This is a genomic window from Amycolatopsis sp. NPDC114478 (assembly GCF_055633805.1).
Genome location: NZ_JBVKDO010000010.1, coordinates 225,591 through 251,093 on the forward strand (window position 1 = coordinate 225,591; position 25,503 = coordinate 251,093).

Here is a 25,503-nt window from a genome sequence, read left to right on the forward strand (position 1 = left end):
CTCGACAGGGATACGTCGTGAGACGCCCGGATCACCGAAGGCGTTACGGCATACTGGGCTGGGTGATCACCCGGCCGCACGTCCTGCTGTCCGCCGCGCAGTCGCTCGACGGCTTCCTCGACGACACCTCGCCCGAGCGGCTCGTGCTGTCCACTGAGGACGACCTCGCCGTCGTGGACCGGTTGCGGGCCGAGGCCGACGCGATCTTCGTCGGCGCCGGGACCGTGCGGGCCGACAACCCGCGGCTGCTCGTGCGGTCGCCGGACCTGCGGCGACAGCGGCTCGCGCGCGGGAAGCCCGAACAACCCGTCAAAGTCACCGTGACGACCCGCGGCCTCGACCCGGGCGCGCAGTTCTTCACCGTCGGGGACACCGAAAAGATCGTCTACGCCCCGCCCGGGGCCGCCGATGCGCTGAAGGACGTCGCCACCGTTGTCGATGCCGGGAATCCGCCCGACTTCGGGCGCGTCCTGGACGATCTCGGCGCGCGCGGCATCGAAAACCTGCTGGTCGAAGGCGGCGGCGGGATCCACACCCGGTTCCTCGCCGACGGTCTCGCCGACGAGCTGCGGCTCGCGATCGCGCCGTTCTTCGTCGGGCAGCCCGACGCGCCACGGTTCGTCGGGCCTGGGCTCTATCCGCGTCCGCTGGTTCTCACCGGTGTGGAGGAACTACAGGGGATGGCGATCCTCCGGTACCGCGCGGCCGACGAACCGACCGGCCGGGACGTCGCGCGCCTGCGGGAAGCCATCGCGCTCGCCGCCGAATGCCCGCCGAGCCACACCTTCCGGGTCGGCGCCGTCATCACCGACGCCGATGGCGAAGTCGTCGCGACCGGGCATTCCGGCGAGGGCGATCCGCTGAACCACGCCGAGGAAGCCGCGCTCGCCAAGTGCGCCGGCGATCCGCGCCTGGCCGGCGCGACGATGTACAGCTCACTCGAGCCGTGCAGCCACCGCAGCTCCCACCCGCGCAGCTGCACGCAGCTGATCCTCGACGCCGGGATCCCGCGGGTCGTCTTCGCGTGGCGCGAGCCGCCCGTCTTCGTCGACGCCCGGGGTACCGAGCTGCTGCGCGAAGCCGGGCGGCACGTGGTCGAGGTTCCCGCGCTGACCCCGGAGGTCCAGCGCGAGAACACTCACCTCGAATTCTGAGGGCCGAAGCCTCAGCAGGCGCCGTTGTCGACCCAGACGCCCCATTCACCGGTCGTGCCCGGCTCTTCGCCCTGGGTCCACCACTTCGCGGTGAACTTGTGGCTGTTGTGCGAGACGACGTCGTCCTTCACGTAGACCTTGGTGCGATCCCATTCCGCCGCGGTGCAGGTGCCGCCGCCCGGGGTGGTCGGGGTCGTCGTCGGCTGGGTCGGCGTCGTCTGCGGCGGGGTCGCGCCGGCGAACCGGACGCTGAACTTCGTGAAGTCCCAGTCGTTCTGCGGGACGTTGCTGCAGACGCCGTTGTCGGTCGTCCCGACGCAGGCGCGGTCGCGGTTGACCGACCAGAACGTGAAGCGGCCGAGGCCGTGGCTGGTCGCGTAGTCGTAGACCGTCTGGAAGTCCGCCGTGTAGAACATCTCGGCGGCGTCCGACTTGCCGTTCATGCCCGAGAAGCCCTCGTGCGAGTACGCGGTCGCGCTGTCCCAGCCCATGTGCGACGTCAGGAGGCCGTGGAACGCCTCGAGCGCCGACACCTGCGACGAGCCGCCGTTGAAGCCGCCGTCGAACGGCATGATCGAGAAGTTGTTGGGGCTGAAGCCGATCGACTTCGCCTGGTCGAGCAGCTGCGTGCCGAACCAGCCGGTGCCGGCCGCGGTGCCCGGCATGGTCACCGACACGAACAGGCCGGGGTTGTTGGCCTGCAACGTCTTCGCCGCGCCGAGCTCGTTCGCGATGGCCGCGGTGTTCTCGTACTCCGGCTCTTCGAGGTCGAAGTCGATCGCCTTGAGCGAGTACTTGGTGATGACCTGCTGGTAGGCGTCCGCGGTCGCCGCGGCGGTGCCGCAGGTCTGGCCGAGCTTCGTGCCGCCGTAGCCGCCGACGGACACCGAGACGTCGCCGCCGTTGGACCGGACCCGCGAGATCACGTTCGCGACGGTCGTGTCGGAGGAGACCGCGTTGGTGCCGTCCCAGGTCGGGCTGCAGCCGCCGCCGTTGGGCGCCAGGATGAACGCCAGCTGGAACGCTTTGAGCCCGGTCGCGTTCATCACGGTGATCGGGTCGGGCGGGTTGTTGCTCACGGGCATCAGGTAGGGCGCTGCGGCGTACCAGTTGTTGCTCAACGCCGCGGTGGCCGACGGCGCACCGAGCACGAGGCTCACGGCGGTGGCGGCGAAAGTGGCGGCGGCGAGCCCGATGGCGGCCAGTCTGCTCCTGCGCATGATCTGTCCTCCCGGTGGGGTTCGAGGGTGGACAAACTATTGGACTAGACCATTAACGAAGTCAAGACGCGAAGGTCGGATAGGGGGAAATGGCGGGCGATAAGCGCCGAAATATCCGATATTGGTCCGGGGAAAGGCAACGCGGGGGTGAGGCCGCGACGGATGGATGCACCAGAGGACCGGGAGAATAAATCGGTGTGCGGCTTCGCGCGCGCCGAGACGCGGTTCGTTGCCCGCTCATCCGGTTACGCTGCCCGCGAGTCCTCATCCCGCGGGCAGCGACACCACCACGACCAGTCCGCCCTCCGGCCGCGCCGTCGCCACGACCTCACCGCCGTGCGCGTGCGCCACCGAGCGCACGATCGACAACCCCAGCCCCGCGCCTTCCGCCGCGACGCGCGCCCGCCGGTGGAACGGCTCGAACAGCGCCGGCACCTCGTCCGGCGCGATCACCGGCCCGCTGTTCGCCACCTCCAGCTCCACTCGCCCGGGCAACGCCCGCGTCGTCACGCGCACCCAGCCGTCCGGCACGTTGTGGCGGATCCCGTTCTCCACCAGGTTGTGCGCCAGCCGCTCCAGCATCAGCGCGTCGCCCAGCGCCGTCGCCTCGCCGAGATCCGCGAGCACCCCCGGCGGAACCACGTGCGCGACCACCGCCGCCAGGTCGACCGGGCATCGCTCGGTCAGCGCGCTCTCCGACCGGGCCAGCAGCAGCAACCCGCTGATCAGCTTCTCGTGCCGCGCGTTGATCTCCAGCAGCTTGCCCCCGAGCTGCCGGACGTCGTCGGAGGCCGTGCGGCGGTGCATCGCCACCTCGACCAGGGACCGGTTCAGCGTCAACGGCGTGCGCAGCTCGTGCGACGCGTTCGCGACGAACCGGCGTTGCGCGTCGAACGAGCGGTCCAGGCGCTCGACCATCACGTCGAACGCGTCGGCGAGGTCCTTCACCTCGTCGGCCGGGCCGTGCAGCGCGATCCGCGCGTGGCCACCCGGGTCGGCCGCCGCCGCGATGCCGCGCGCGGTGTCCGTGACCTGCCGCAGCGGCGCCAGCGCGCGGCCCGCCACCAGCCAGCCCAGCCCGGCCGCCAGCACCGCCACCGCGCCGAGCGCGATCGCCCCCTGCGTCAGCAGCGACGTCACCGCCGCCGCACGCAGCTGCCGCGCCTGCTCGTCGAGCGCCTTGAGCGAAGGCAGCGTGGGCAGTCCCGGCGACGGACTGCCCGAGATGATCGTGACCCGCCGGCCGACCTGCTGGGTGAACAGCAGGTACGTCACGCCCAGCAGCAGGCCGCCCGCCAGCAGGAACAGGCCGCCGTACAGGACGGTCAGCCGCAGCCGGAGGCTCACCGGAGCCGGTAGCCGACGCCGGTGACCGTCTCCACCAGCGGCGGGTCGCCGAGCTTGCGGCGCAGCTTGAGGATGGTGAGCCGGACGGCGCCGGTGAACGGGTCCGCGTGCTCGTCCCACGCCTTCTCCAGCAGGTGTTCGGCGGACACGGCGGCGCCGTCCGCGCGCAGCAGCTCGGCGAGCACGGCGAACTCCTTTTTGGACAGCGGCAGGTACCGCCCGTCGCGGAACACCTCGTGCCGCGCCGGGTCGAGCGTGACGCCGGAGCGGCGCAGAACCGGTGGCGCGGCCGGCCGGCAGCGCCGCCCCAGCGACTGGATCCGCGCGGCCAGCTCGGGGAACGCGAACGGCTTCGTCAGGTAGTCGTCGGCGCCGAGGGACAGCCCGGCGACGCGGTCGGTGACCTCGACGGCCGCGGTGAGCATCAGCACCCGCGTCGCGACCTCGGACGCGACCACCTGCCGGCAGACGTCGTCGCCGTGCACGACCGGCAGGTCCCGGTCGAGCACGACGACGTCGTAGTCGTGCACGGCGATCCGGTCGAGCGCGGCGCCGCCGTCGTGGGCGATGTCGACCGCGTGCGACTCGTCGCGCAGCCACTCCGCGATCGCGTCCGCGAGCATCGGCTCGTCCTCCACCACCAGCACCCGCATGCCCCGATGATCGCCGCGGCCGTGTTTCCTCGCCGTTAGCGGCACCGGAAGAGCGTGTCCGCCCCGCCACCGCCGTACGCCGCGGGGTCGACGGTCGCGCAGTGCTCTTCGATCCAGCGTTGACGTTCGGCCTGAGCCGGGCTGCGCGGCGGTCCTGGTCGGGGCCCGGTGTTGCTCAGCACGAACCGCAGCTTGCCCTCGGCGAGCCAGCGGTCGAGCTGCGCGACCGACGGCGCGTTGTCGCGGCCGCCGAAGCCGCCCATGCCGATCACGGTCGCGTCCGAGTCGATCAGGTACGGCGCCACCGCGCCGGCCTCGGCGTTCACGGCCAGGGTGATCTCGGTGCCGCTGCGGCGGGCGTAGTCGAGGATGCGCCGCTGCTCGTCCGACAGCGTGGCGGTGCCGTCGCCACCGGACAGCATGATCCGTGGCCGGGGACCACCGGGTGGCAGCGGCGGCGGCGCGGCGGGACCGGTGGCGGGGCCGGCGGCGGGCAGCGTCCCGGCCGACGTGCTCTGCGCGGCGGCGTACGACCACACGGCGGGCGTGAGCAGCAGGGGCACGAGCGCGGCGACGAGCGCGCGTCGGTCCGGCGCGACGACCAGCCACGCGATCGCGGCGACGGCGGTGCCGATGGCGGCCCAGCGCGTCCAGCCGTAGAAGGCCGTGTCGCGCGAGGTCAGGACGAACGCCCAGGCCGCGCTCAGCGCGACGGCCGCGGGGAGCAAGGTCCGCCGGTATCGCCGCCAGAGGAGCGCCAGTCCGGCGGCGGAGACCGCGGCGACGGCGGGGGCCAGCGCCGTCGTGTAGTACGGGTGCCAGATGCCGCCGGCGAAGCTGAAGACGACGGTGGTCACGAGCAGCCAGCCGCCCCAGAGCAGCCAGCCGGCGTCGCGCCACCGGCGGCCGAGGACGACCAGGACGACGAGGGACAGTGGAAGCAGCCACGAGATCTGGCCGCCGACGAGGTCGTTGAACATCCGGCCCGGGCCGGGGTCGCCGCCGAACGAGGTCGTGGTCTGCTGCCCGTCGCGCATGATCGTCATGCCGCCGCTCTCGCCGTCACCGGAGAGGCGGCCGAAGCCGTTGTAGCCGAAGACGAGGTCCCACGCGGAGCCGTCTTCGCTGCCGCCCATGTAGGGCTTGGCGCCGGGCCACCAGTCGTACAGCGCGATCCACCAGAACGAGGAGACGACGAGCACGAGGCCGGCGCCGAGGACGTCGAGCAGCCGCCGTCGGAGCGGCCCGCTCGTCCCGGCGAGGTAGGCGGCGACGAGGGCGGGCACGATGATCCACGCCTGCAGCATCTTGGTCAGGAAGCCGCAGCCGACGAAGAAAGCGCACCACCACAACCACTTCCGGCCGTCCCGCAGCGACCGCGTGAGGGCGTACGCGGCGGCGACGAGGAAGAGGACGAGCAGGGTGTCGGGGTTGTTGTCGCGGTTGATGATGACGGTGACGGGCGTCAGCGCGAGGAGGGCCGCGGCCAGGAGGGCGACGTTCTCGCCGGCCCAGAGCCGGATGGTCCGGTGCAGGAGGAACACCGCGGCGACGCCTTCGAGGACTTGGGGGAGCAGCAACGCCCAGCCGTGGAAGCCGAAGATCAGGACCGAGAGCGCCTGCGGCCACAGGGCCATTGGCGGTTTGTCGACCGTGACGACGCCGTAGGGGTCGAAGGAGCCGAAGAGGAAGTTGGTGAAGCTGCCGGTCATCGACTTGACGGCGGCGGAGTAGTAGGTGTTCCCGAGCTGGCCGTCGCCGATCTTCCAGGCGTAGAGAAGGGCGGCGCCGAGGCAGACGAGCGGAAGCGCCCAGGAGCGGGTCTTCGCTGGTGCGGCGGTGATCATGCCGCCACCCAACTCCGGCCCGCGTTTCCCGGGCGTTTCTACTCCGACTCGAGGTCGCCCTCCAAGGACAGGTACACCTCGCGCATCTTCGCGAGCAGCTCCGGGTCCGGCTCCTCCCACAGCCCGCGGTCCGCGGCCTCGTTCAACCGCTCCACGATCCCGCGCAACGCCCACGGGTTCGCCTGCCGCAGGAACTCCTGGTTGACCTCGTCCAGCACGTACGACTCGGTCAGCTTCTCGTACATCCAGTCCCCGACCACGCCGGCCGTCGCGTCGAAGCCGAACAAGTAGTCCACTGTGGCCGCCAGCTCGAACGCTCCTTTGTAGCCGTGCCGGCGCATCGCCGCCAGCCAGCGCGGGTTGACCACCCGGGCGCGGAACACCCGGGCCGTCTCCTCGCCCAGCGTTCGCGTGCGGACCGCGTCCGGTGACGTGCTGTCGCCCACGTAGGACGCCGGGGCCGTGCCCGTCAGCGCGCGGACCGTCGCGATCATCCCGCCGTGGTACTGGAAGTAGTCGTCCGAGTCCGCGATGTCGTGCTCGCGCGTGTCCGTGTTCTTCGCCGCCACCACGATGCGCTTGTACGAGTTCTCCATGTCCTCGCGCGCCGGACGGCCGTCCAGGTCGCGGCCGTACGCGAAGCCGCCCCAGACCGCGTACACCTCTGCCAGATCCTTGTCGTCGCGCCAGTTCCCGCTGTCCATCAGGGGCAGCAGACCCGCGCCGTACGCGCCCGGCTTCGACCCGAAGATGCGCGTGGTCGCGCGGCGGGAGTCGCCGTGCGTGGCCAGGTCCGCGGAAACGTGCGCCCGGACGAAGTTCTCCGCCAGCGGTTCGTCCAAAGAGGACACCAGGCGCACCGCGTCGTCCAGCAACGTGATGACGTGCGGGAACGCGTCGCGGAAGAAGCCGCTGATCCGGATCGTCACGTCGATGCGGGGCCGGCCCAGCTCCGCGAGGGGGATCGCTTCGATGCCCGTCACCCGCCGCGATGCCTCGTCCCACACCGGCTGGACACCCAGCAGCGCCAGGACTTCCGCCGCGTCGTCGCCGGACGTGCGCATCGCCGACGTTCCCCACACCGAGAGCCCGACCGAGCGCGGCCAGTCGCCCGTGTCCTCGCGGTACCGCTTCACCAGCGAGTCCGCCAGCGCCTGCCCGGTCTCCCAAGCCAGCCGGCTCGGGATGGCCTTCGGGTCGACCGTGTAGAAGTTGCGGCCCGTCGGGAGGACGTTCACCAGCCCGCGCAACGGCGACCCGCTCGGCCCCGCCGGGATGTACCCGCCGTCGAGCGCGTGCAGCACCGCGTCCAGCTCGGCCGTGGTCCCCGCGAGCCGCGGGACGATCTCCTCGGCCGCGAACGAAAGTACGCGGGCGACCTCGGGGTCCGGCGCCACCGACGCGACCGCGGTCGCGTCCCAGCCGCGCATCTCCATCGTCTGGACGAGCTCGCGCGCGGTCTTCTCGGCAGCGTCCACTTCGGACATCGGAGCGTCTTCCTTCAGCCCCAGCGCGGACCGCAGCCCCGGCACCGCGCCTTGCTTGCCGCCCCACATCTGGGACGCGCGCAGCATCGCCAGCACCAGGTTGACGCGCGCCTCGCCGACCGGAGCCGCGCCCAGGATGTGCAGGCCGTCGCGGATCTGGGCGTCCTTGACCTCGCACAGCCAGCCGTCGATGTGCAGCAGGAAGTCGTCGAACTCCGCGTCGTGCGGCCGTTCGTCGACGCCGAGGTCGTGGTCCAGCTTCGCGGCCTGGATCAGCGTCCAGATCTGGGCGCGGATCGCCGGCAGCTTCGCCGGGTCCATCGCCGCGATGTTCGCGTGCTCGTCCATGAGCTGCTCGAGCCGCGCCATGTCGCCGTAGGACTCCGCGCGCGCCATCGGCGGGATCAGGTGGTCGACGATCGTCGCGTGCGCCCGCCGCTTCGCCTGCGCGCCCTCGCCCGGGTCGTTGATCAGGAACGGGTACACCAGCGGCAGGTTCCCGAGGACGGCGTCGGGCGCGCACGACGCCGACAGCCCGGCCGTCTTGCCCGGCAGCCATTCGAGCGACCCGTGCTTGCCCAGGTGGACGACGGCGTGCGCGCCGAACTCCTCCTCCAGCCACCGGTACGCGGCCAGGTAGTGGTGGCTCGGCGGCAGGTCCGGGTTGTGGTAGATCGCGACGGGGTTCTCGCCGAACCCGCGCGGCGGCTGGATCATGATGATGACGTTGCCGCTCTGCAGCGACGCCAGCACGATGTCGCCGTTGTCGACGTACAGCTCGCCCGGCGCCGGGCCCCAGTGCTCCTCGACGCCCTCGCGGAGCTCCGCGGGCAGCGCGTCGAACCACTCCTGGTACCGCGCGGCCGGGACGCGGATCGGGTTCCCGGACAGCTGTTCCTCGGTCAGCCACTCCGGGTCCTGGCCGCCGGCGGCGATCAGCGCGTGGATCAACGCGTCGCCGTCGGGCTGGTCGGTGCCGGTCGGGTCGACGCCCGGGAAGGCGTCCGGACCGAGGTCGTAGCCCTGGGCGCGCATCCGCCGCAGCAGCTCGATCGCCGACGCCGGCGTGTCCAGCCCGACCGCGTTGCCGACACGGGAGTGCTTCGTCGGGTACGCGGACAGCATCAACGCGATCCGCCGCTCCGACGCGGGCGTGTGCCGCAGCCGGGCGTGGGCCAGCGCGATGCGGGCGACGCGGGACGCGCGCTCGGCGTCCGGCACGTACCGGGGGAGACCGTCCTCGTCCAGCTCCTTGAACGAGAACGGCACCGTGATCAGCCGCCCGTCGAACTCCGGGACGGCCATCTGGTTCCCGGCGTCGAGCGGCGAGAGGCCGTCGTCGTTGGCCGCCCACGTCTCGCGGTCGCTGGTCAGGCACAGCGCCTGCAGGATCGGGACGTCGAGCGCGGCCATCTCGGCGACGTCCCACGCCTCGTCGTCGCCCCCGGCGCCCACCTCGGACGGCCGCGTGCCGCCCGCCGCGAGCACGGTGACCAGCAGGGCGTCGACCTTGCCCAGCTCGGCCATCATCTCCGGCGCGCGTGTACGCAGCGAAGCACAGTAGATCGGCAACGCGCGCCCGCCCGCCGCCTCGATCTCGTCGGCGAGCGCGTGGACGAAGTGCGTGTTCCCGGACAGGTGGTGCGCCCGGTAGTACAGGATCCCGATGACCGGGCCGTCGCCTCGCGAAGGACGCTCGAGGATGCCCCATTCGGGCTGACGGGCGGGCGGCTCGAAGCCGTCGCCGGTGAGCAGGAGCGTGTCGGAGAGGAACCGGTGCAGCTGGGTGAGGTTCGCCGGGCCGCCCTGCGCGAGGTAGGCGTGGGCCTCGGCGGCGATGCCGGCCGGGACGGTCGAGAGCTTCATCAGCTCGGCGTCCGGTGTCTGCTCCCCGCCCAGGACGACGACGTGCGCGCCCGACGCCAGCAGCGTGTCCAGGCCGTCCTGCCAGGTCCGCGGGGTGCCGAGGATGCGGACGACGACGATGCGCACGCCCTCGAGCAGGCCCGGCAGCTCGGCGACGTCGAGGCGCGAGGGGTTCGCCAGCCGGAACTCCGCGTCGGCCGAACGGGCGCTGAGCAGGTCGGTGTCCGAAGTGGACAGCAGCAGGATCACGAGGTTCCTCCTCGGGGTCCGCGCCCCGGGTAGACGGGCGCGCCGGCCGGAGTTCCTGGCTCCCGGGGATCGCTCCCCGATGACAGTGGCGGGACCGCCCCGGACTCTCACCGGGTTCCTCCACCTGCCGACGCGTGGGTATCGCCCTCACTCTCCGGTGCCGGTGCGGGCGCGTCAAGGTGACGTACGCGGCTCAGAGCCGCTTCGCCGCGCGGAAGGCCTTCGCGTACGTCCCGGAGCCGTCGATCAGCGACACCCCGCCGGCGTCGCCGAAGGTCGGCCCGTTCGCCACCTTCCGGCTGGACAGCACGCGGTGGTGGCCGTCGCTGTCGATGCCCAGGTAGATGCCCGTGTGCGACACCTGCGTCCCCAGCTGGGGCTCGAGGTTGAAGAACAGCAGGTCACCCGGTTGGAGCGTGCTGAAGTCCGTCGCCTGCTTCTTCTCGTCGTGGATGACCTCGGCGCCCGGGCCCAGCTCCGACAGCGCCCACGCCCGGCGCGGCAGGCCCGGGCCCTTCGCGTTCGTCCCGAGCAGCGGGTACCCCGACCGGTAGCCGTACACCATCCGCACGAACCCGGAGCAGTCCAGCGACCGCGCCCGCGCCGGCTCCGCCGCCTCGTGGACGCCGCCCGGGAAGTCCCAGCCGATGCCCAGGTAGTCGTAGAAATCCGACTTCTCGAGCCGGCCCTCGGCGCTGTCCGGGCCGAAGTTGGCATCCCCGGCGATCCGCAGCTTCTTCGCGGTCTGGTCGGCCGCGCCGTCGGTGTACTGCAACGCGACGGCCAGGACGTCCGGATCGGTGTCGCCGATCGCCTTCGGCAGCCAGTCGGTGAACCACTTCTCCTTCTCCGCGCCCGGGTGCCACGTCTGCGGCGCGAGCCGGATCCAGGCCGTCGAGGTGATGCTGACCTTGGTGAACCTCGGCTCGGTGAAGGTCCGCGAGCGGCCCGTCAGCATCGCCGTGCGGGCGCCGTCGGTGAAGGACGCGAGCTGCGCGCCCGCGGCGTCGCGGACGACCGTCCGGGGCGGGTTCTCCAGCCGTTCGTAGGTGTAGCCGCCGGTGACCGCCGCGCCCGAGGGCGCCGCCGACGCCGAGATGGCCGTGATGCCCTGCTGGTCCTGCGTGGCGACGTAGACCGCCGCCGTGCCGGACACGCCGATGACCGCGGCCAGCACGCCGATCCGGACCGGCTTGCGCATCGTCACCTCACACCGTCGGGACCAGCCCGACCAGCACGCCGCTGATCAGGATCGCGTAGCTGGCCACGCTCACCCCGCCAGTGGCGAGCATCGTGGCCATCGGCTTCTGCCGCACCAGCTGGTAGGCGACCAGACCGGGCACGACGAACCCGAGCGTCTGGTGCACGAACAGCAGCGGGAAGTCGGCCTGCAGTACGATCAGCAACGTCGTCTGCAGCACGACGCCCAGCAGCACGACCGCCGCGAACAGCCGCTTGCCGTAGAGGATCACCAGGCGCTGCAACAGCTTCGTGCCGCCGAACGTCAGCGCCGTCATCAGCACGATGATCGCCGCGCGACGGTAGTCCTCGACCATGGTCAGCGCGATCCAGCCGGGCGTGATCATGCCGCCGGGCGACAGGTTCGTCGTCAGGTAGCAGACCAGCGACAGCAGCAGGCCGATGGCCAGGCCGACGGTGGCGACCTCGGGGGCGAGGGACGTGGTGAGCATCAGGCGACCGGTTCCAGTTTGGCGAGTTCCTCGATGAGCAGTTCCCCCTGGCCGTGGATGTTGCCGATGGCGATCAGCGACGCGTGCCGCCCGACGCCGCCGACGATCCCGCGCAGCAGGTCCCGCGGCGACCGCGACCCGCCCAGGTCGACGACGCGGTCGTGCCACTCGCTCGGGATCGCGGCGCGGGCGCTGCGCGTCGGCTCGCCGATCAGCACCACGCGTTCCGGGGCGATCTTCGGGATGAGCGCGCCCATCTGGCCGTTGCGCTCGACGCGGTCGGGGCGGCAGTTGATGATCACGTGCAGCGGGTCGGTGATCGCCCCTTGGCGGCGGAGCTGGTCGATGTTCATCAACGTCGATTCGGGGTCGTTCGCGGCGAAGACGTTGGCGAACCGCAGGTGACGGCGGCCCGCGCGGTACTGGTGGACCTGCAGTACGCCCGGGTCGGGCGGCGCGGCCCACATGCCTTCGAGCGCGAGCTGCCGGTTGACGTTGAGCAGGTCCGCCACGGCCAGCGCGATGGCGACGTTCTCCTTGAACGTGATCCAGCTGAAGCGGCGCAACTCCGCGTCGGTGACGGATTCGGGGTCGACGGCGATGAGCTCGCAGTCCCGCTTGTCGGCCTCCTCCTGCAGGATGTGCAGCCGGTCCTTCTCCGCGGTCAGGCAGATCCCGCCGACCGGCATCGAGCGCGACAGTGAGCGGGCGACGTCGTCGAGGGTGGGGCCCATCTCGGCGAGGTGGTCTTCGCGGACGTTGCACAGCACGCCGATGGTGGAGCGGATCAGCTTGCTCTGGTTGATCTCCTGCAGGTCCGGCATGACGGCCATGCATTCGATGACGAGGGCGTCGGGCCGGTAGGCGGCGGCGCGGCGGACGATGCCGATCTGCTCGACGACGTTGGCGATGCCGAACTTGCGGTAGACCGGTTCTTCGCTGCCGTCGGGGTGGATGAACCGGGCCGCGGTACCGGTGGTTTTGGCGGTGGTGACCAGGCCGCCGCCGCGCAGGGCGCCCGCGCAGAGCCGGGTGATCGACGACTTGCCGCGGATGCCGTTGACCAGCACGCGCGTCGGGATGCTGTGCAGGTGCTTGTAGTGCTGGCGCTGTTCGGCGATCCCGGCGGCCAGCATCGCCGCCGACGCTGTGAGCAGCACGACGTAGAGGAACGTCACGTCAGACCCCGGCCCCGTCCAGCCAGCTGAGGTAGTCGTTCTTCGCTTTCTCCTCGGGCGTCCGGGCGGGCAGCCGCGGCGGCGTCTGCGGCCGGGCCGCGCGCGGGGGTTGTGGCTTCGACGGCGGCCGCGGCTTCGGCTCCGGCGCGGGTTCCGGCTCATCGACGATCTTCTGGAGCAGCTCGGTCTCGTCGGTCGCCGCCCCCGTCGGCCGCCGGACCTCGCCGAGCCTGTTCCGCCCGTCGGTCAGGGCTTGCCGGCAGATCTCGACGCAGGAGGCGATGGTGCCGATCTCGTCCTGGCGCTGCGGGTAGACGACGGCGCCGGTGTCGCCGGCCGCGACCCGCCGCGCCTCATCGCCGACCCGCCGCAGTGGCCGCACGACCACCAGGAGGTGCCAGGCGAACAGCATCAGCGCGACGACGGCGGTGAGCAGCGCGGCGACCCGCGCGCCCGAGCGCACGGTGTTGTCCGCGACCCCGAGCGAGCCGATCGGCTGCTCGGCGACGACGACCCACTTCAGCGTCGCGGCGGTGCCCTTGTCGGCCAGGCGCTGCGCCGCGACGAGCGCGGACGACGTGGTCTCGCGGGCGTCCTTGCCGGACTGCGCGGCGTCGACGTTCTTGACCAGCGTCGCGTCGGACAGCGGGGAGAACGCGAGGTAGCCCTCGGTGTCGGCGATCGTGCGCTTGCCCTCGTCGACGACCCGGACCCGGCCGCTCGCGGAGCCGAGCAGCCCGGCCATCCGCGGCACGTCGTACTCACCGACCAGGACGTTCGTCGAGTCCGGCAGCGGCGTGAAGGCGTAGACGATCGGGACGCGCCCGCTCGTGTTGTGCTGGCGCAGGCCTTCGCCGTCGGGCAGCCTCGCGGCGTCGCGCAGCGACTCGCGCCCGGCCAGCAGCCGGACCGCGCCCTGGCCGTCGGCGACGTAGACGCTGCGGAACCGGCTCTCGGTGCCGGCGAGCCGGTCGAGCATGCCGCGCAGCTGCTCCGGCTCCTTGCCCTTGCCGAGCCGGGCGACGGACTGCAGGTCGCTGAGGCCTTCGGCGAGGCTGCGGCGCAGGGTGTCGGCCGAGCGCGTGACGCGGACGCCGTGCTCGCTGAGCATGGTCGGCGACACCGCGGCGTGCTGCCGGCCGAGCGTCGCGGCGACCGCGCCCGACCAGCCGAGCAGGGCCAGCGCGACGGCCGCGATGACGAGCTGGGCGGAGAGGACCGCGCGCACGTTCGGCGCGGGCTTGCGGCGGCGCAGCTTGGAGCGCGACCGCTCGAGCGCCGCCGTCACGCGGTTGACCTCGCGGATCCGCGACTGCCGGACCGGCTTGCCGAGCACGCCGGCGGCGACCGCGAGGGCATCGGTGCGGAGCCGCCGGATCGGCGCGACGACCGTGCGCCGCAGCAGGAAGAAGCCGACCACGGCGAGCGCGAGCAACGCGGCGGCGGGGATCAGGCCCGGCCAGCGCACCGGCACGGCCTCGACCGGGAAGCGGCTGAACGTCACGACGGACAGGCCGAGGCTGCCGCCGATGCCGGCGGGGGAGACCGGCGCGTAGGAGACGACCGGGGCTCGCTCCTTGCCCTTTTCGGTGGCGGCCGGGCCGGTCAGCACGCCGGCCTGCCCGGCGGCGGCCGCCGTGGCGGCGCGCGACAGCAGCTCTTGGGCACGGGTGTCGGTCGCGGTGACGTCGGAGCCGTGCGAGTACAGGACCGCGCCGTCCGCGGTGACCAGGCGGACCTGCTGCTGGGTGTCCTTGTCGAGGTCGCCGGCGGTGGTGCGCAGGGCCGTCGAGACGACGAGGAGCTTGCCGGCGCGGGTCCCGGTGAGCGGGAGCGCGGTCAGCACGAGCGGGGTGTCGCCCGGACGGGCGACCGGCCGGACGGTGAGGTTCGCGACGGCGACCCCGCGCAGCGTCTCGACCGGCACCGGCTCGCCGCGGGTGGTCAGGACCTTCTGCGCGGTGGGGTCGTAGACGACGACGCCACGCCAGTCTTCGTAGGTCTCACCCAGGCGGGTGAGCAGCGCGGTGTCGTCCGCGGTGTCGAACACCCCGGAGCCGGACGCGACCTGGAGGTCGCCGGCGGCGGTCGTCGCCGAGGTGGCGACGCTCTGCGCGAGACCGGTGGCGCCGCGCTGCTGGCCCGCGGTCACCTCGTCGGGGACGCGGCCGGCGGCGGCGTTCGCGCGGATCAGGGACAGCGGCCCCGCGGTGGACAGGTACAGCGCGGTGAAGGCGGCGATGAGCAGCAACAGGACGAACGCGGTCGCCGAGGCGACCCCGGCGCCGCGGGGGAACCCCGCTTCCGGAATCTGGGCGCGCAGCCGCGCTGTGCGAACTTCGTGCTGTTTCAAGAGGGTCTCCCCAGGCCCTTCCGGCCACCGCGGCCCACCCGTTCGGGTTACGTGAAGGTATCCATGACGTCTTCGGTGACGTTACAACTGCCCCCATTGGGGGACAAATGGTGCCTAACGCTAACGAACCGGTGACATCAGTACACTCCGGGTGGTGATGAGCCGACCGCGGATGTTGCTCAGCGTGGCCGGCGTGGCCGTCGCACTGGCCCTGGTGCTCACCCTGGTACTGACCCTCGGTGACGACGCACCGCCGAAACCCGCGCCGGAGGCCGGTTTGGATTCCTTGGTGACCGACTTCACCTCGAAGCTGTCCGCCGACCAGGAGTACCGCTCACCGAAATCCGACGAACGTCGGACGGCGGCGGCCGGGTTCGCGGCGGTGCTGGACCGCCGCGGCACGGCGGACCTCGAAAAGCTCGGGTTTTCGGTGCACGACGGCGTCGACCCGGCGACTGGGCGGCCGTACACGATCGCCGTCAACGAACCCGGCACCGAGCGGGCGTGGGGGATGTACGTGATCGACCGGTCGGCCCCGCCGTCGCTGGCGGTCGAGGTGCCGCACCCGGCGTTCGACCTGCGGACGGAGCTGTTCGGCGTCGACCTGTTCCGCCGCACGCCGGGCGCGGTGCTGCTGGTGGCGGGCGCGCACCGGAAGGCCGACGACAACAAGGCCGACGTCGCGCACGAAGAGGATTCGGTGTTCCACGTCGTGGCTTCGGCGCTCGCCGGGCGAGGGCTGGCCCAGGTCCAGCTGCACGGCTTCCACGACGAAAACCTGCCGTCGACGGACATCGTGCTGTCCTCGGGAGCCTCGGTGGCCGGCGACGCGGCCCGCCGCACGGCGACGCGCTTGACGGCGGACGGGTTCGCGGTGTGCCGCGCCTGGGAGGAACGCTGCGGAGCGCTCGAAGGGACGAAGAACGTCCAGGGCAAGCAGGCGGCGGCGGACGACACGGTGTTCCTGCACGTGGAGATGAGCCGGACGGTCCGCGAGTCACCCGAACGACGCGCGGGCGTCGTCCGGGCGCTCGCGGAGGCCGAGCTCACCAAGCCCTAGGCGGACTGCTCTCCCAGGCGGGGGAAGGGTTTCGTCGAGAACAGGACCTCCACCGGGACCTCGAAGAACTCCGCGATCCGCAGCGCCACGAACAGGCTCGGGCTGTACTCGCCGCGTTCCAGGTAGCCGATCGTCTGGTAGTGCACCCCCAGCGCCTCCGCCAGCTGGCGGCGCGAGATCGACCGCTCCGCGCGCAGCATCGCGATCCGGTTGTAGACGACCTCACTCATCTCTACCCCACACGCTGCATGGCCTTCTGCCGCCGTTCGGCCACCGACGATCCCGCTTCCCGCCGCGCCATGCGGCGCAGCAGCACCGGGGCCAGTGCCAATCCGATCACGGACCACGCCAGCAGCACGGCCAGGGTCGGCAACGGCCGCCACGACTGGCCGATCTCCACGACCACCGCGCTGTCCGGCAGCAGCGCCGAGCGCATGCCGAGGCCCAGCCAGTACATCGGGAACACCTGCGCGATGTCCTGCACCCAAACCGGCAACGCGGTGACGGGGTAGAAGATCCCCGAGATCGCGCCCAGGCCCAGAACCGGCAGCGTGATGAACCCGAGGGAGCGCGCGCTCGAGGCGAGCGAACCCAGTGCGGCGCCGAGCGGCAGCGTCGCGGTCAGGCCGAGGGCCAGGACCCCCAGCAGGTGCAGGTACGACCAGACACCGCCGGGTGCGAGGGCCGGGTACAGGAACAGGCACGGGACGAGCGTGATGAGCAGCCCGGTGACCTGCGTCATCGACAGCGACGTCGTCTTCCCGACGAGGTAGCCGAGCATGCCGTTCGGCGTGGCTTTCGCCCGCAGCAGCGTGCCGTCCTCGCGGTCGACGGCGAGGTGGCCCGCCGCGCCGTTCAGCCCGTTGAACACGATCCCGGCGCCGAGCACGCTCGGCACGGTGACCGCGCCGAGCGAGAACCCGGTGCCCGGCAGCGTCGCGTCCCGCATGAAGAACAGCACGCCCAGGAAGATTCCGATGAAGACGAACTGGCCGATCGCGTCGTCGCGGTTGGTCCACGTCTGCTTGAACTCGATCCAGCCGCGGGCCACCCCGGCCCGCACCGCGACGGCGTTCATCGCGCACCCGCTTCCTGGAGACCCAGCTCCGTCTCGCCGCCGGCTTCGGCGCGGTGGACCAGCGCCATGTACGTGTCCTCCAGCGACGCCCGCCGGACCTCGAGGTCCGCGACGGCCTCGCCGTGCTGCTTGAACAGGTCGTGGACGTACTTCGTCGCTTCGGTCGTCAGGTGCACGAACCGCTGGCCGTCGACCGTCCAGCGCACCTCGGCTTCGCCGGAGATCTGCCGCGACAGCGCGTCGGCCGAGCCGTCGGCGACGATGCGGCCGCCGTTGAGGATGAGGATCCGGTCGGCCAGCTTCTCGGCCTCGTCGAGGTCGTGCGTGGTCAGCAGGATCGTCGTGTCCAGCTCGTCGGACAGCCGGTGCACCAGGTCGTGGAACTCCCGCCGCGCCTCCGGGTCGAAGCCCGCGGTCGGCTCGTCCAGGAACAGCAGCTCGGGCCGCCCGACGATGCCGATCGCGACGTCGAGCCGGCGCCGCTGGCCCCCGGAGAGGGTTTTGATCTTCTTCTGCCCGTGCTCGGTCAGCCCGACGGCTGCGATCAGCTCGTCGGTGTCCCACGGCCGCGGGTGTGACGCCGTCGAGTACGGCGCGTAGTACCGGCCGAGGTGCGCGAGCAGCTCCCGGACGCGCCACTTCCCGTGGTCACGCCAGGATTGCAGCACGACCCCCAGCCGCGCCCGCCAGTCCTCACCGCCGTGCGCCGGGTCGACGCCCAGGACGTCGACCTCGCCCGCGGACCGCATCCGGAACCCCTCGAGGATCTCGATCGTCGTCGTCTTGCCCGCGCCGTTGGGCCCGAGCAGGCACACGACCTCACCCCGGTGCGCCTCGAACTCGACGCCGTGGAGCACGTCGTTCGCGCCGTAGCGCATCCGCAGCCCGCGCACGCGGACCACGGGAACAGCTGGATCTCTCATCTCGCCAACCCCCATCGGACTGATGCGATCGAATGTAGCACACCTACTACATTTGATCAGAGTTCTGCTGTGCCGGGAACTTGACCCGCGGTCACCCGGTTCGCCGGGCATGGGTACCTGGCTGGGGCTGGCTCTTCCGGGCGGCGTCGTGATCCTGCTGGTCATGGCCGCGATCGAACTGCGGCCGCGCAAGGACGGTTCGCGCTTCAAGGCGCGGATGTCCGCGACCTACCTCGAAGAGACCACCGCGTTCCTGTACGGCACCAAGCGGCGTGAGCTGGAACACCGGGAAACGATGTCGATGCTCGTCGAGCAGGACGCCGACGGCGCGCCACCCCTGCGTGACGTGGACCTCGAGGCCGGGATCGCCCGGCTCCGGCCGCGTTCCGACCCGCTTGAGCCGGAAAACCGCCAGCTACAGTGACTCCCATGCCGACCCCAGCGCGTGTGCGAGCCGACGCGTGCCCGGGTGTTTTCGCACCTCACGACGCCGCCGACGGCCCATTGGCCCGCGTCCGGCTGCCGGGCGGTGCGGTTTCCGCGGCGCAGCTGCGCGCGCTGGCCGAGTGCGCCGAGGAGTGCGGCGACGGCGACCTCCACCTCACCTCGCGCGGCAACGTCCAGCTGCGCGGCGTCACCCGGCCCGGCCTCGCGGCGCGGCTGACCGACGCGGGCCTGCTGCCTTCGCCGTCGCACGAGCGGGTCCGGAACGTCCTCGCGTCGCCGTTGAGCGGGGTGCGCGGCGGGCTCGCCGACGTCCGCGGTCTGGCTGCCTCGCTCGACGTCCTGGTGTGCGCCACGCCGGAGCTGGCCTCACTGCCGGGCCGTTTCCTCTTCGCCTTCGACGACGGACGCGGTGACGTCGCCGGCGAAGGCGCCGACGTCTGCTGGCGGGCGCTTGACGCGGACACCGGAACGCTCCTGCTCGCCGGCGGTGACACCGGACGCCGGGTGGCGCGCGCCGACGCCGTGGCGACGCTCGTCGAAGTCGCGCTGGAGTTCGGCCGGGTGCGCGGATCCGCTTGGCGCGTCGCCGAACTCGACGACCCGGCCTGGCGCGGGACCCCGGTCCCGCGGGCCGACATCGAGGTCCCGGCCGGGCTGATCGAGCGGGATGGCGGCCGGGCCGCGGGTGTCGTGCCGCGCTTCGGGCAGCTGACCGCCGACCAGGTCCGCGCCTTGGCGGAGTTCGGCCCGGCGCTGGTCACACCGTGGAAGTCCGTGGTCCTGCCGGACGTCCCCGCCGACGTCTTCGAGCGGCTCGGCTTCGGCGGCGAGCCGCTCGGCACCAGCGCGTGCATCGGACGTCCGGGCTGCGCGAAGTCGCGCGCCGACGTCCGGGCCGACGCCGTCTTCCGGCCGGACCTGCGCGCGCACTTCTCGGGCTGTGAACGGCGGTGCGGGAAGCCGTCGCAGTCCCATGTGGACGTGGTCGCCGAAGCGGACGGATATCGGGTCGACGGCCGCTGGGTGCCGTTCGACGAGCTGAAGGGGAATCTGTGATCGACTACCTGCGGGACGGTGCCGAGATCTACCGGCACTCGTTCGCCACGATCCGCGAAGAGGCGGACCTGGCGATCCTGCCCGACGACGTGGCGGGCCTGGCGGTCCGCATGATCCACGCCTGCGGCATGGTCGATCTGGTCGACGACCTGCGCTACACGCTCGACGTCGTCGAGTCCGGCCGCGCGGCCCTGGAGGCCGGCGCGCCGATCCTGTGTGACGCGCAGATGATCGCCAGCGGCGTCACCCGGCGCCGGCTGCCCGCGGACAACGAAGTCCTCTGCACGCTGTCGGATCCCAGCGTTCCTTCGCTGGCGGAGCGGATGGGCACCACGCGATCGGCGGCGGCGCTGGAACTGTGGCGCGACAAGCTGCCCGGCTCGGTCGTGGCGATCGGCAACGCTCCGACCGCGCTCTTCCGCCTGCTGGAGATCCTCGACGAAGGCGTCGGCGCGCCCGCGGCGATCATCGGCGTGCCGGTCGGGTTCGTCGGCGCGGCCGAGTCCAAAGTGGAGCTCGCCAAGCGCGCCCCGGCGCCCTACCTGGTGGTGCACGGACGGCGGGGCGGCAGCGCGATGGCCGTCGCCGCGATCAACGCCCTCGCGAGCGTCGAAGAATGACGGGCACGCTGTACGGCGTCGGGCTCGGCCCCGGCGACCCGGAACTGATGACGGTCAAGGCCGCGCGGCTGATCTCCGAGGCGTCGGTGATCGCGTACCACTGCGCGCGGCACGGGCGCAGCATCGCGCGGTCGGTCGCCGAGCCGTACCTGCGCGAAGGGCAGATCGAGGAGAAGCTCGTCTACCCGGTCACGACCGAGACGACCGACCACCCCGGCGGGTACGAAGGTGCGATCGCCGACTTCTACGAGCTGAGCGCGAAGCGGCTCGCCGAGCACCTCGACGCCGGCCGCGACGTCGTCCTGCTCTGCGAAGGCGACCCGTTCTTCTACGGCTCGTACATGTACATGCACGAACGGCTTTCCGGCCGGTTCGAGGCGGTCGTCGTGCCCGGCGTGACGTCGGTGAGCGCGGCGTCGTCGGTGCTCGGCCGGCCGCTGGTCCAGCGGGACGAGGTCCTGACGGTGCTGCCGGGCACGTTGCCGGCGCCGGAACTGGCCCGCCGGCTCGCGGACACCGACGCGGCGGCCGTCCTGAAGCTGGGCCGGACGTTCTCGTCCGTGCGGGAAGCGTTCGAGGAGGCGGGCAAGCTCGATTCCGCCGTTTTCATCGAGCGCGCGACCTGGGAACAGCAGCGGGTCGAGCCCCTCGCGGACGTGGATCCCTCGACTGTTCCGTACTTTTCGTTGGCGCTGCTGCCTTCCCCGGCTTACGTATCCCGGGTTTCGCCCGCCCCCGCCACGCCTCCCGCGGTGGCTTCGGGTGGCGAGGTGGTCGTGGTCGGGCTCGGTCCGGCCGGTCCCGAGTGGCTGACGCCCGAGGCCGCTTCGGAGCTTTCCGCGGCCGAGCACGTCGTCGGGTACGGGCCGTACGTCGCGCGCGTCCCGCAGAAGGCGGGTCAGCAGCGGCACGCGTCGGGCAACCGCGTGGAGGCGGACCGGGCTCGCGAGGCGCTGGAACTGGCGGCCGGCGGCGCCCGGGTGGCGGTCGTTTCCTCGGGCGACCCGGGGGTCTTCGCGATGGCGTCGGCGGTGCTGGAGCAGGTGTCCGCCGGCCACGGCGCGGGGGTGCGCGTCCGGATCGTCCCGGGTGTGACGGCGGCCCAGGCGGCGGCGTCCCGGGTCGGCGCGCCCTTGGGGCACGACTACTGCGTGCTCTCGCTGTCGGACCGGCTGAAGCCGTGGGAGATCATCGAGAAGCGCCTCGACGCGGCGGCCGCGGCGGACCTGGTGCTGGCGCTGTACAACCCGGCGTCGCGGTCCCGGACGACGCAGCTGGCGGACGCTCGTGAAGTCCTGCTGCGGTACCGCTCGGTGGCCACTCCGGTCGTGGTGGCACGGGACGTCGGCGGTCCGGAAGAGGACATCCGGATCACCACCCTGGGCGACCTCGATCCGTCCATTGTGGACATGCGGTGCCTGCTGATCGTGGGCTCGTCGAAGACCCGCGCGGAGAACGGGGTGGTGTGGACGCCGCGCAGCTACTGACGGCTGAGCTCGCGTTGCACCGCCGGGCCGTCCTGGCAGGCCGGGCGGCGTCGGCCGCGGGAGTACCCGGCCGCTTCCGGGCGTGGGAGCACGCGGGGTTGCTGGCGGTGCTGGCGACCGACCCGGCGCTGGCGTACCTGTCGACGGTGACCGGGGTGACACCGGAGACGCTGCCCGCGCTCCCGGAGCTGCTGAGTTCACCGGACTGGGACGGCGTCGACCCGGCGGTCGTCGCGCCGGCGGGTCTGCCGGTACCGGGCCTGGTACCGGCGGGCGAGCGGTTCCTGGCCGTCCGCCGCCTCGAGCCCAGTCCGGCGCCGCCACCGGAAGCGGCCGACGAGGAGGTCTTCCTGCGCGTCCTGCTGGCCGGCTTCGAGGTGAGGGGAGCGGTGGCCGCGTACATGGCCGCGGAACACCGGCTTCCGATCATGCGCCGGCTCCTGCTGGAGGACGTCGCGGCCGCGGGCATGACGGTCGACGCCGGGGTCGCGATCCTCGGCGCGGCATCGACCCTGCCTGCCCACCGCGGCCGAGGCGCCCAGCCGACGTTGCTGCGCCGCCGCCTCGAAGCGGCCGCGGCGGAGGGCTGCACCCTGGCGGTGGCGACGGCCCGCCCCGGCTCACCGAGCGTGGCGAACTTGGAGCGAGCCGGGTTCCGGCTCCACCGCCGCCAGGCGTGGACGAAGCCTTAGCGCGTCGGGTCCTTGCCGTTGGGCTGGCTCGGTCCCGGTCCCGGCGACCACCACCCCGGCACGGTCTTCTCCCCGTGCACCACGGTCGGCGCGATGCCCTCCGTGAACGGCTCGATCTGCAGCAGCTGGCCCCACGACTGGCTCGGCTGCCCGATGAGATAGCTCGGCACCTCGGGCTCCTCGGCCAGCTCCTCGAGCCACCCGATCGGCCCGCCGTTCGTCGACGACGCCCACTGGGCCTCGTCCGCCAAGCCGCCCGCCGTGATGCGGTACTCCGGGACCTGGGAGATCCCGTCGTGGGACGTCACCGGCTGGACGCACGGGTACACGAACGACGCCGGCCAGTCGACGTACACCGGCTTCGAGCCGATCTTGTCCGTCAGCGTCGTGAACGTCGGGACGCGCGGGGCGGACGCCGCGATCCAGCCGTCCTCCGTCAGGTCGTTGTCGACGATGTTGATGCGGACCGCGTTCGTCTCCGGCGGCAGGTCGCGCAGGTTGATGCGGGTGTCGTTCCAGCCACCCGTGCCCGAGCCCGGCGGCAGCATGAACTGGCTGCGCAGGATCTTCACGCCCTCCGGCGTGTTGACGCCGTAGTCGAGGCTCACCGACGTCGGGCGGCGGGGCGCACCCGCCGTCGCCACCACGATCTGGCCGTCCGCCGGCTTCTCCGTCAGCGCGTACCAGTCGCTGCGCAGGCGGCCCGCGCGCGTCTCCGGGTCGAGGTAGCTCGACCACATCGGCACGGTCTCCGGGGTGAACCCGTGCGGCGGCTCGGCCAGCGGGTCCTTGTCGTCGACCGAGCGGGTGTGGAAGCCGGTCTGGACGCGGCCGTTGTCCTGGTCGGGGTTGGGCAGGGGCGAGTTCTGCGGCTCCTTGGGCTTCTCCGCGACCGTCCGCTGCTCGGACTGCGGGCGCAGGATGCTCGTCGCCGCGTCGCGCTCGACCATCACGTGGTCGGACAGGTTGCAGCTCTTGCCGAACAGGTGCCCGACGTTCGCCGCGCCCAGGCTGTAGCTGCCGGACTGGTTGTGGATCGCCCACGCCATCGTGACGAACTCGCCCGCCGCGACCAGGCCGCAGACCACCACCAGCGACAGCGACCCGAGCCGCAGCGCGCGCAGCCGGCCTTCCTGGGGCTGGGCCGGCAGCCCTGGCCGGTGCGCGCGGACGTTCTCGACGAACGCGTAGATCCCGGCGACCGCGGCCGCGATCAGCAGGAGCGTCGACAGCGGGATGCCGCCGACCGAGGGCGCCACGTTCGTCCACTGGACGCCGAGGCGGGAGACGAACCAGTAGGTGTTGGGCCCGGTCGCGGCGAGCGCGGCGACCACCAGCAGCGCCGCGAGGAAGGCCGCGCGGTTGCGTTTGGACCGCAGCACCGTCGAACTGGTCGCGAGCGCGGCCAGCGCGGCCATCGACGCGCCGACCGCGGCGAACGCGCCGAAGTGGTGCGTCCACTTCGTCGGCGTCAGGGCCAGCAGCAGGAAGAACAGCGCCGTCGTGCCGATCAGGCGGCGGGCCGGGCCGAGCGACGCGCCGGGGATGCGGCCGCGGCGCAGCAGCACCACCAGGCAGGTGGCCGTGCAGAGCACCACCAGCAGCACCGGGAACCGGCGTGGCGCCGAGCCGTCCGGCAGGCTTTCGAACAGCAGCTGGTAGCGCGAAAGCTCCTGGAACCACGACAGGTTCGGGCCCACCTGGGTCCGGATCCGGGTGGCCTCCTGGACGGTCGCGAACGTCTGGTCGGCGAACACGACGACCAGTACCAGCAGCCCGGCCGCGGCGATCGGCGCGAGCACCGGCAGCCAGCCGTTCTCGTTCGCGCGCTGGCGGATCAGCTTGAACAGCGGGCGCGCGGCGACCAGGTACGGCGCCACCGCGATCAGCCCGGTCGGCGTCGCGGCCAGGGTGAAGCCGGCCGCGGTCAAGCCGAGGCACAGCGGCAGCAGCCGGCGCGTCACCAGCGTGCGCTCGACCGCGCAGATCGCCAGCAGCGAGCCGAGCGCGGCCACCGGTTCCGGGCGGACGCCGTTGTTGTAGGGCATCCACCAGATCAGGAACACCGTCGCGGCGGCCCAGCTGGCCGGGCGGCTGGTGCGGATCTGGGTGCCGAGGCGCGGCATCACCTCGCGGCTGATCAGCAGCCAGCTGAGCACGCCGAGCAGGAACGACGGCAGCCGGATCCACGGCGGCACCACGCTGACGTGCGCCATCAGCTCGAAGACGTGGTAGAACCAGCCGAACGGCGCCTCGGCGACCCCGAACCAGCGGTGGTAGTTCGTGAGGAACCCGGTCTGCTCGGTGACCCGGGCCATCGTGAGGATGTAGCCGTCGTCCGAGGTCACCGGCCCGATGAAGACCCACGCGCCGAGCGCGGCGATCACCGTGGCGTCGCGCATGGTCAGGCGCCACCAGCCGACCGGCGCCCAGCGCGGCGCGCGTCTCGCGGAGCCGGAGTCGCGGCGCCAGACCGCGATCATGCAGCCGATCAGCGACAGCACGGCGACCACGCCGACGCCGATCTTCAGCGCGGTCGGCGACGTCTGGTAGCGCGTGTCCGGTACGACCGAGACGTGCAGGCCGGCGATCGGGTCCTTGCTCGAGTTGATCGAGGAGTAGATGCCGATCACGCGGGGCCGGACGTCGCCGTTCGCGTGGAAGATCGGCGTCCCGGCCACGGCCAGGGTCATCTGCGTCGCGTCGACGTCCAGCTCGACATCGCACTTCTCGGCCGGCAGCGGCTGCTGGGCGATCTGCTGGCCCTGGCTGGAGGCTATCAGCACGCCGTTGTCGACGCGCAGCTGCAGGCCGACGCCCTTGCCGGCGTTCGGGTCGGTGCGGCCGTCCGGCACGGTGGCGAAGAGCAGGCCCGGGCCGTTCGTGCGGGCGTCGACCGAGCGGATGGCCGCGCACGGCAGTTCGGCGCGCAGGTCCTGGGCCCAGTACCCGGTCAAGGGCGCGTTGACGGAGCGGGTGTCGCTGCCGGTCGGCCAGACGACCTCCGCCGTGTCCTGCACCACCGGCAGGAAGGGGAAAGCCAGCGCGCACAAGGCCGAGAGCAACCCCAGCGCTACGGCAATCAGACGCATCGG

Annotated in this window: 20 protein-coding genes and 1 riboswitch; of the genes, 7 read left to right on the forward strand and 13 right to left on the reverse strand. The window is 72.2% G+C overall.

All coding sequences use genetic code 11. From position 1 onward, the window contains the following. Positions 1–62 precede the first annotated feature (62 nt). Positions 63–1,154 (forward strand): dihydrofolate reductase family protein, encoded by a 1,092-nt coding sequence (locus ACZ7OH_RS27245; RefSeq protein WP_470283380.1) that lies wholly within the window; start codon positions 63–65, stop codon positions 1,152–1,154. An 11-nt stretch (positions 1,155–1,165) separates the two neighbouring features. Here the strand turns inward: ACZ7OH_RS27245 and ACZ7OH_RS27250 are convergent, their stop codons facing one another. The 9 genes from ACZ7OH_RS27250 to ACZ7OH_RS27290 form a co-directional block, all read right to left on the reverse strand. Next, complete coding sequence (locus tag ACZ7OH_RS27250; protein ID WP_470283381.1) at positions 1,166–2,374, reverse strand: chitinase; 1,209 nt, start codon at positions 2,372–2,374, stop codon at positions 1,166–1,168. Between the two features lie 264 nt (positions 2,375–2,638). Further along, positions 2,639–3,721, reverse strand: a complete 1,083-nt coding sequence (locus ACZ7OH_RS27255) for a sensor histidine kinase (RefSeq protein WP_470283382.1) — start codon at positions 3,719–3,721, stop codon at positions 2,639–2,641. After that, the gene (locus ACZ7OH_RS27260) at positions 3,718–4,374 is read right to left on the reverse strand and encodes a response regulator transcription factor (protein WP_470283383.1); all 657 of its coding nucleotides are present in this window, start codon (positions 4,372–4,374) and stop codon (positions 3,718–3,720) included. The genes ACZ7OH_RS27255 and ACZ7OH_RS27260 overlap by 4 nt, the downstream gene beginning before the upstream one ends. 35 nt (positions 4,375–4,409) lie before the next feature. Beyond that, on the reverse strand, positions 4,410–6,221 hold the full coding sequence (locus ACZ7OH_RS27265) for an ArnT family glycosyltransferase (RefSeq protein ID WP_470283384.1): 1,812 nt from the start codon (positions 6,219–6,221) through the stop codon (positions 4,410–4,412). A 38-nt stretch (positions 6,222–6,259) separates the two neighbouring features. Further along, positions 6,260–9,823: a cobaltochelatase subunit CobN gene (cobN, locus tag ACZ7OH_RS27270; protein WP_470283385.1), complete on the reverse strand. Its 3,564-nt coding sequence runs from the start codon at positions 9,821–9,823 to the stop codon at positions 6,260–6,262. Positions 9,824–9,872: 49 nt separating this feature from the next. Continuing rightward, a riboswitch (cobalamin riboswitch) is annotated at positions 9,873–9,944 on the reverse strand. A 72-nt stretch (positions 9,945–10,016) separates the two neighbouring features. Beyond that, a complete protein-coding gene (locus ACZ7OH_RS27275) occupies positions 10,017–11,024 on the reverse strand; it encodes an NlpC/P60 family protein (RefSeq protein ID WP_470283386.1) in 1,008 nt (335 codons plus the stop codon). Positions 11,025–11,031: 7 nt separating this feature from the next. Next, entirely contained in the window at positions 11,032–11,514 is a 483-nt protein-coding gene (locus ACZ7OH_RS27280) for a poly-gamma-glutamate biosynthesis protein PgsC/CapC (RefSeq protein WP_470283387.1), read from the reverse strand. After that, positions 11,514–12,692, reverse strand: a complete 1,179-nt coding sequence (gene pgsB / locus ACZ7OH_RS27285; protein ID WP_470283388.1) for a poly-gamma-glutamate synthase PgsB — start codon at positions 12,690–12,692, stop codon at positions 11,514–11,516. The genes ACZ7OH_RS27280 and pgsB overlap by 1 nt, the downstream gene beginning before the upstream one ends. Before the next feature lies 1 nt (position 12,693). Next, positions 12,694–15,045: a HAMP domain-containing protein gene (locus tag ACZ7OH_RS27290; protein ID WP_470283389.1), complete on the reverse strand. Its 2,352-nt coding sequence runs from the start codon at positions 15,043–15,045 to the stop codon at positions 12,694–12,696. 157 nt (positions 15,046–15,202) lie between these two features. Here ACZ7OH_RS27290 and ACZ7OH_RS27295 point away from each other — a divergent pair, with 157 nt between their 5' ends. Beyond that, positions 15,203–16,105 carry a hypothetical protein gene (locus ACZ7OH_RS27295; RefSeq protein WP_470283390.1) on the forward strand — a complete coding sequence of 301 codons (903 nt, stop codon included), beginning with the start codon at positions 15,203–15,205 and terminating at the stop codon, positions 16,103–16,105. On the opposite strand, the gene ACZ7OH_RS27300 is transcribed toward ACZ7OH_RS27295, so the two are convergent. The 3 genes from ACZ7OH_RS27300 to ACZ7OH_RS27310 are packed head-to-tail and all read right to left on the reverse strand — an operon-like array spanning position 16,102 to position 18,106. Next, positions 16,102–16,335: a helix-turn-helix transcriptional regulator gene (locus ACZ7OH_RS27300; protein ID WP_086676495.1), complete on the reverse strand. Its 234-nt coding sequence runs from the start codon at positions 16,333–16,335 to the stop codon at positions 16,102–16,104. The genes ACZ7OH_RS27295 and ACZ7OH_RS27300 overlap by 4 nt on opposite strands. 2 nt (positions 16,336–16,337) lie before the next feature. Continuing rightward, a complete protein-coding gene (locus ACZ7OH_RS27305; RefSeq protein ID WP_470283391.1) occupies positions 16,338–17,183 on the reverse strand; it encodes an ABC transporter permease in 846 nt (281 codons plus the stop codon). Beyond that, a complete protein-coding gene (locus ACZ7OH_RS27310) occupies positions 17,180–18,106 on the reverse strand; it encodes an ABC transporter ATP-binding protein (RefSeq protein WP_470283392.1) in 927 nt (308 codons plus the stop codon). Before ACZ7OH_RS27310 ends, ACZ7OH_RS27305 begins: the two co-directional genes overlap by 4 nt. A 109-nt stretch (positions 18,107–18,215) precedes the next feature. Between ACZ7OH_RS27310 and ACZ7OH_RS27315 the strand changes: the two genes are divergently transcribed. The 5 genes from ACZ7OH_RS27315 to ACZ7OH_RS27335 are packed head-to-tail and all read left to right on the forward strand — an operon-like array spanning position 18,216 to position 22,408. Continuing rightward, the gene (locus ACZ7OH_RS27315; protein WP_470283393.1) at positions 18,216–18,530 is read left to right on the forward strand and encodes a DUF6191 domain-containing protein; all 315 of its coding nucleotides are present in this window, start codon (positions 18,216–18,218) and stop codon (positions 18,528–18,530) included. Positions 18,531–18,535: 5 nt separating this feature from the next. Continuing rightward, the gene (locus ACZ7OH_RS27320; RefSeq protein WP_470283394.1) at positions 18,536–19,609 is read left to right on the forward strand and encodes a precorrin-3B synthase; all 1,074 of its coding nucleotides are present in this window, start codon (positions 18,536–18,538) and stop codon (positions 19,607–19,609) included. Then, complete coding sequence (locus ACZ7OH_RS27325) at positions 19,606–20,229, forward strand: precorrin-8X methylmutase (RefSeq protein ID WP_470283395.1); 624 nt, start codon at positions 19,606–19,608, stop codon at positions 20,227–20,229. Before ACZ7OH_RS27320 ends, ACZ7OH_RS27325 begins: the two co-directional genes overlap by 4 nt. Beyond that, positions 20,226–21,716 (forward strand): precorrin-2 C(20)-methyltransferase, encoded by a 1,491-nt coding sequence (locus tag ACZ7OH_RS27330; protein WP_470283396.1) that lies wholly within the window; start codon positions 20,226–20,228, stop codon positions 21,714–21,716. Before ACZ7OH_RS27325 ends, ACZ7OH_RS27330 begins: the two co-directional genes overlap by 4 nt. Then, on the forward strand, positions 21,695–22,408 hold the full coding sequence (locus ACZ7OH_RS27335) for a GNAT family N-acetyltransferase (protein ID WP_470283397.1): 714 nt from the start codon (positions 21,695–21,697) through the stop codon (positions 22,406–22,408). The genes ACZ7OH_RS27330 and ACZ7OH_RS27335 overlap by 22 nt, the downstream gene beginning before the upstream one ends. Here ACZ7OH_RS27335 and ACZ7OH_RS27340 read toward each other — a convergent pair. Then, positions 22,405–25,500: an arabinosyltransferase domain-containing protein gene (locus tag ACZ7OH_RS27340; protein WP_470283398.1), complete on the reverse strand. Its 3,096-nt coding sequence runs from the start codon at positions 25,498–25,500 to the stop codon at positions 22,405–22,407. The genes ACZ7OH_RS27335 and ACZ7OH_RS27340 overlap by 4 nt on opposite strands. Positions 25,501–25,503: the final 3 nt, after the last annotated feature.

What these genes read in the sequence shown, in the direction of transcription:
- ACZ7OH_RS27250 (WP_470283381.1), bottom strand. Translation starts at nt 2,374, where the DNA reads ATGCGCAGGAGCAGACTGGCCGCCATCGGGCTCGCCGCCGCCACTTTC.
- ACZ7OH_RS27260 (WP_470283383.1), bottom strand. Translation starts at nt 4,374, where the DNA reads ATGCGGGTGCTGGTGGTGGAGGACGAGCCGATGCTCGCGGACGCGATC.
- ACZ7OH_RS27265 (WP_470283384.1), bottom strand. Translation starts at nt 6,221, where the DNA reads ATGATCACCGCCGCACCAGCGAAGACCCGCTCCTGGGCGCTTCCGCTC.
- ACZ7OH_RS27275 (WP_470283386.1), bottom strand. Translation starts at nt 11,024, where the DNA reads ATGCGCAAGCCGGTCCGGATCGGCGTGCTGGCCGCGGTCATCGGCGTG.
- ACZ7OH_RS27280 (WP_470283387.1), bottom strand. Translation starts at nt 11,514, where the DNA reads ATGCTCACCACGTCCCTCGCCCCCGAGGTCGCCACCGTCGGCCTGGCC.
- ACZ7OH_RS27295 (WP_470283390.1), top strand. Translation starts at nt 15,203, where the DNA reads ATGAGCCGACCGCGGATGTTGCTCAGCGTGGCCGGCGTGGCCGTCGCA.
- ACZ7OH_RS27300 (WP_086676495.1), bottom strand. Translation starts at nt 16,335, where the DNA reads ATGAGTGAGGTCGTCTACAACCGGATCGCGATGCTGCGCGCGGAGCGG.
- ACZ7OH_RS27305 (WP_470283391.1), bottom strand. Translation starts at nt 17,183, where the DNA reads ATGAACGCCGTCGCGGTGCGGGCCGGGGTGGCCCGCGGCTGGATCGAG.
- ACZ7OH_RS27310 (WP_470283392.1), bottom strand. Translation starts at nt 18,106, where the DNA reads ATGAGAGATCCAGCTGTTCCCGTGGTCCGCGTGCGCGGGCTGCGGATG.
- ACZ7OH_RS27315 (WP_470283393.1), top strand. Translation starts at nt 18,216, where the DNA reads ATGGGTACCTGGCTGGGGCTGGCTCTTCCGGGCGGCGTCGTGATCCTG.
- ACZ7OH_RS27320 (WP_470283394.1), top strand. Translation starts at nt 18,536, where the DNA reads ATGCCGACCCCAGCGCGTGTGCGAGCCGACGCGTGCCCGGGTGTTTTC.
- ACZ7OH_RS27330 (WP_470283396.1), top strand. Translation starts at nt 20,226, where the DNA reads ATGACGGGCACGCTGTACGGCGTCGGGCTCGGCCCCGGCGACCCGGAA.
- ACZ7OH_RS27340 (WP_470283398.1), bottom strand. Translation starts at nt 25,500, where the DNA reads ATGCGTCTGATTGCCGTAGCGCTGGGGTTGCTCTCGGCCTTGTGCGCG.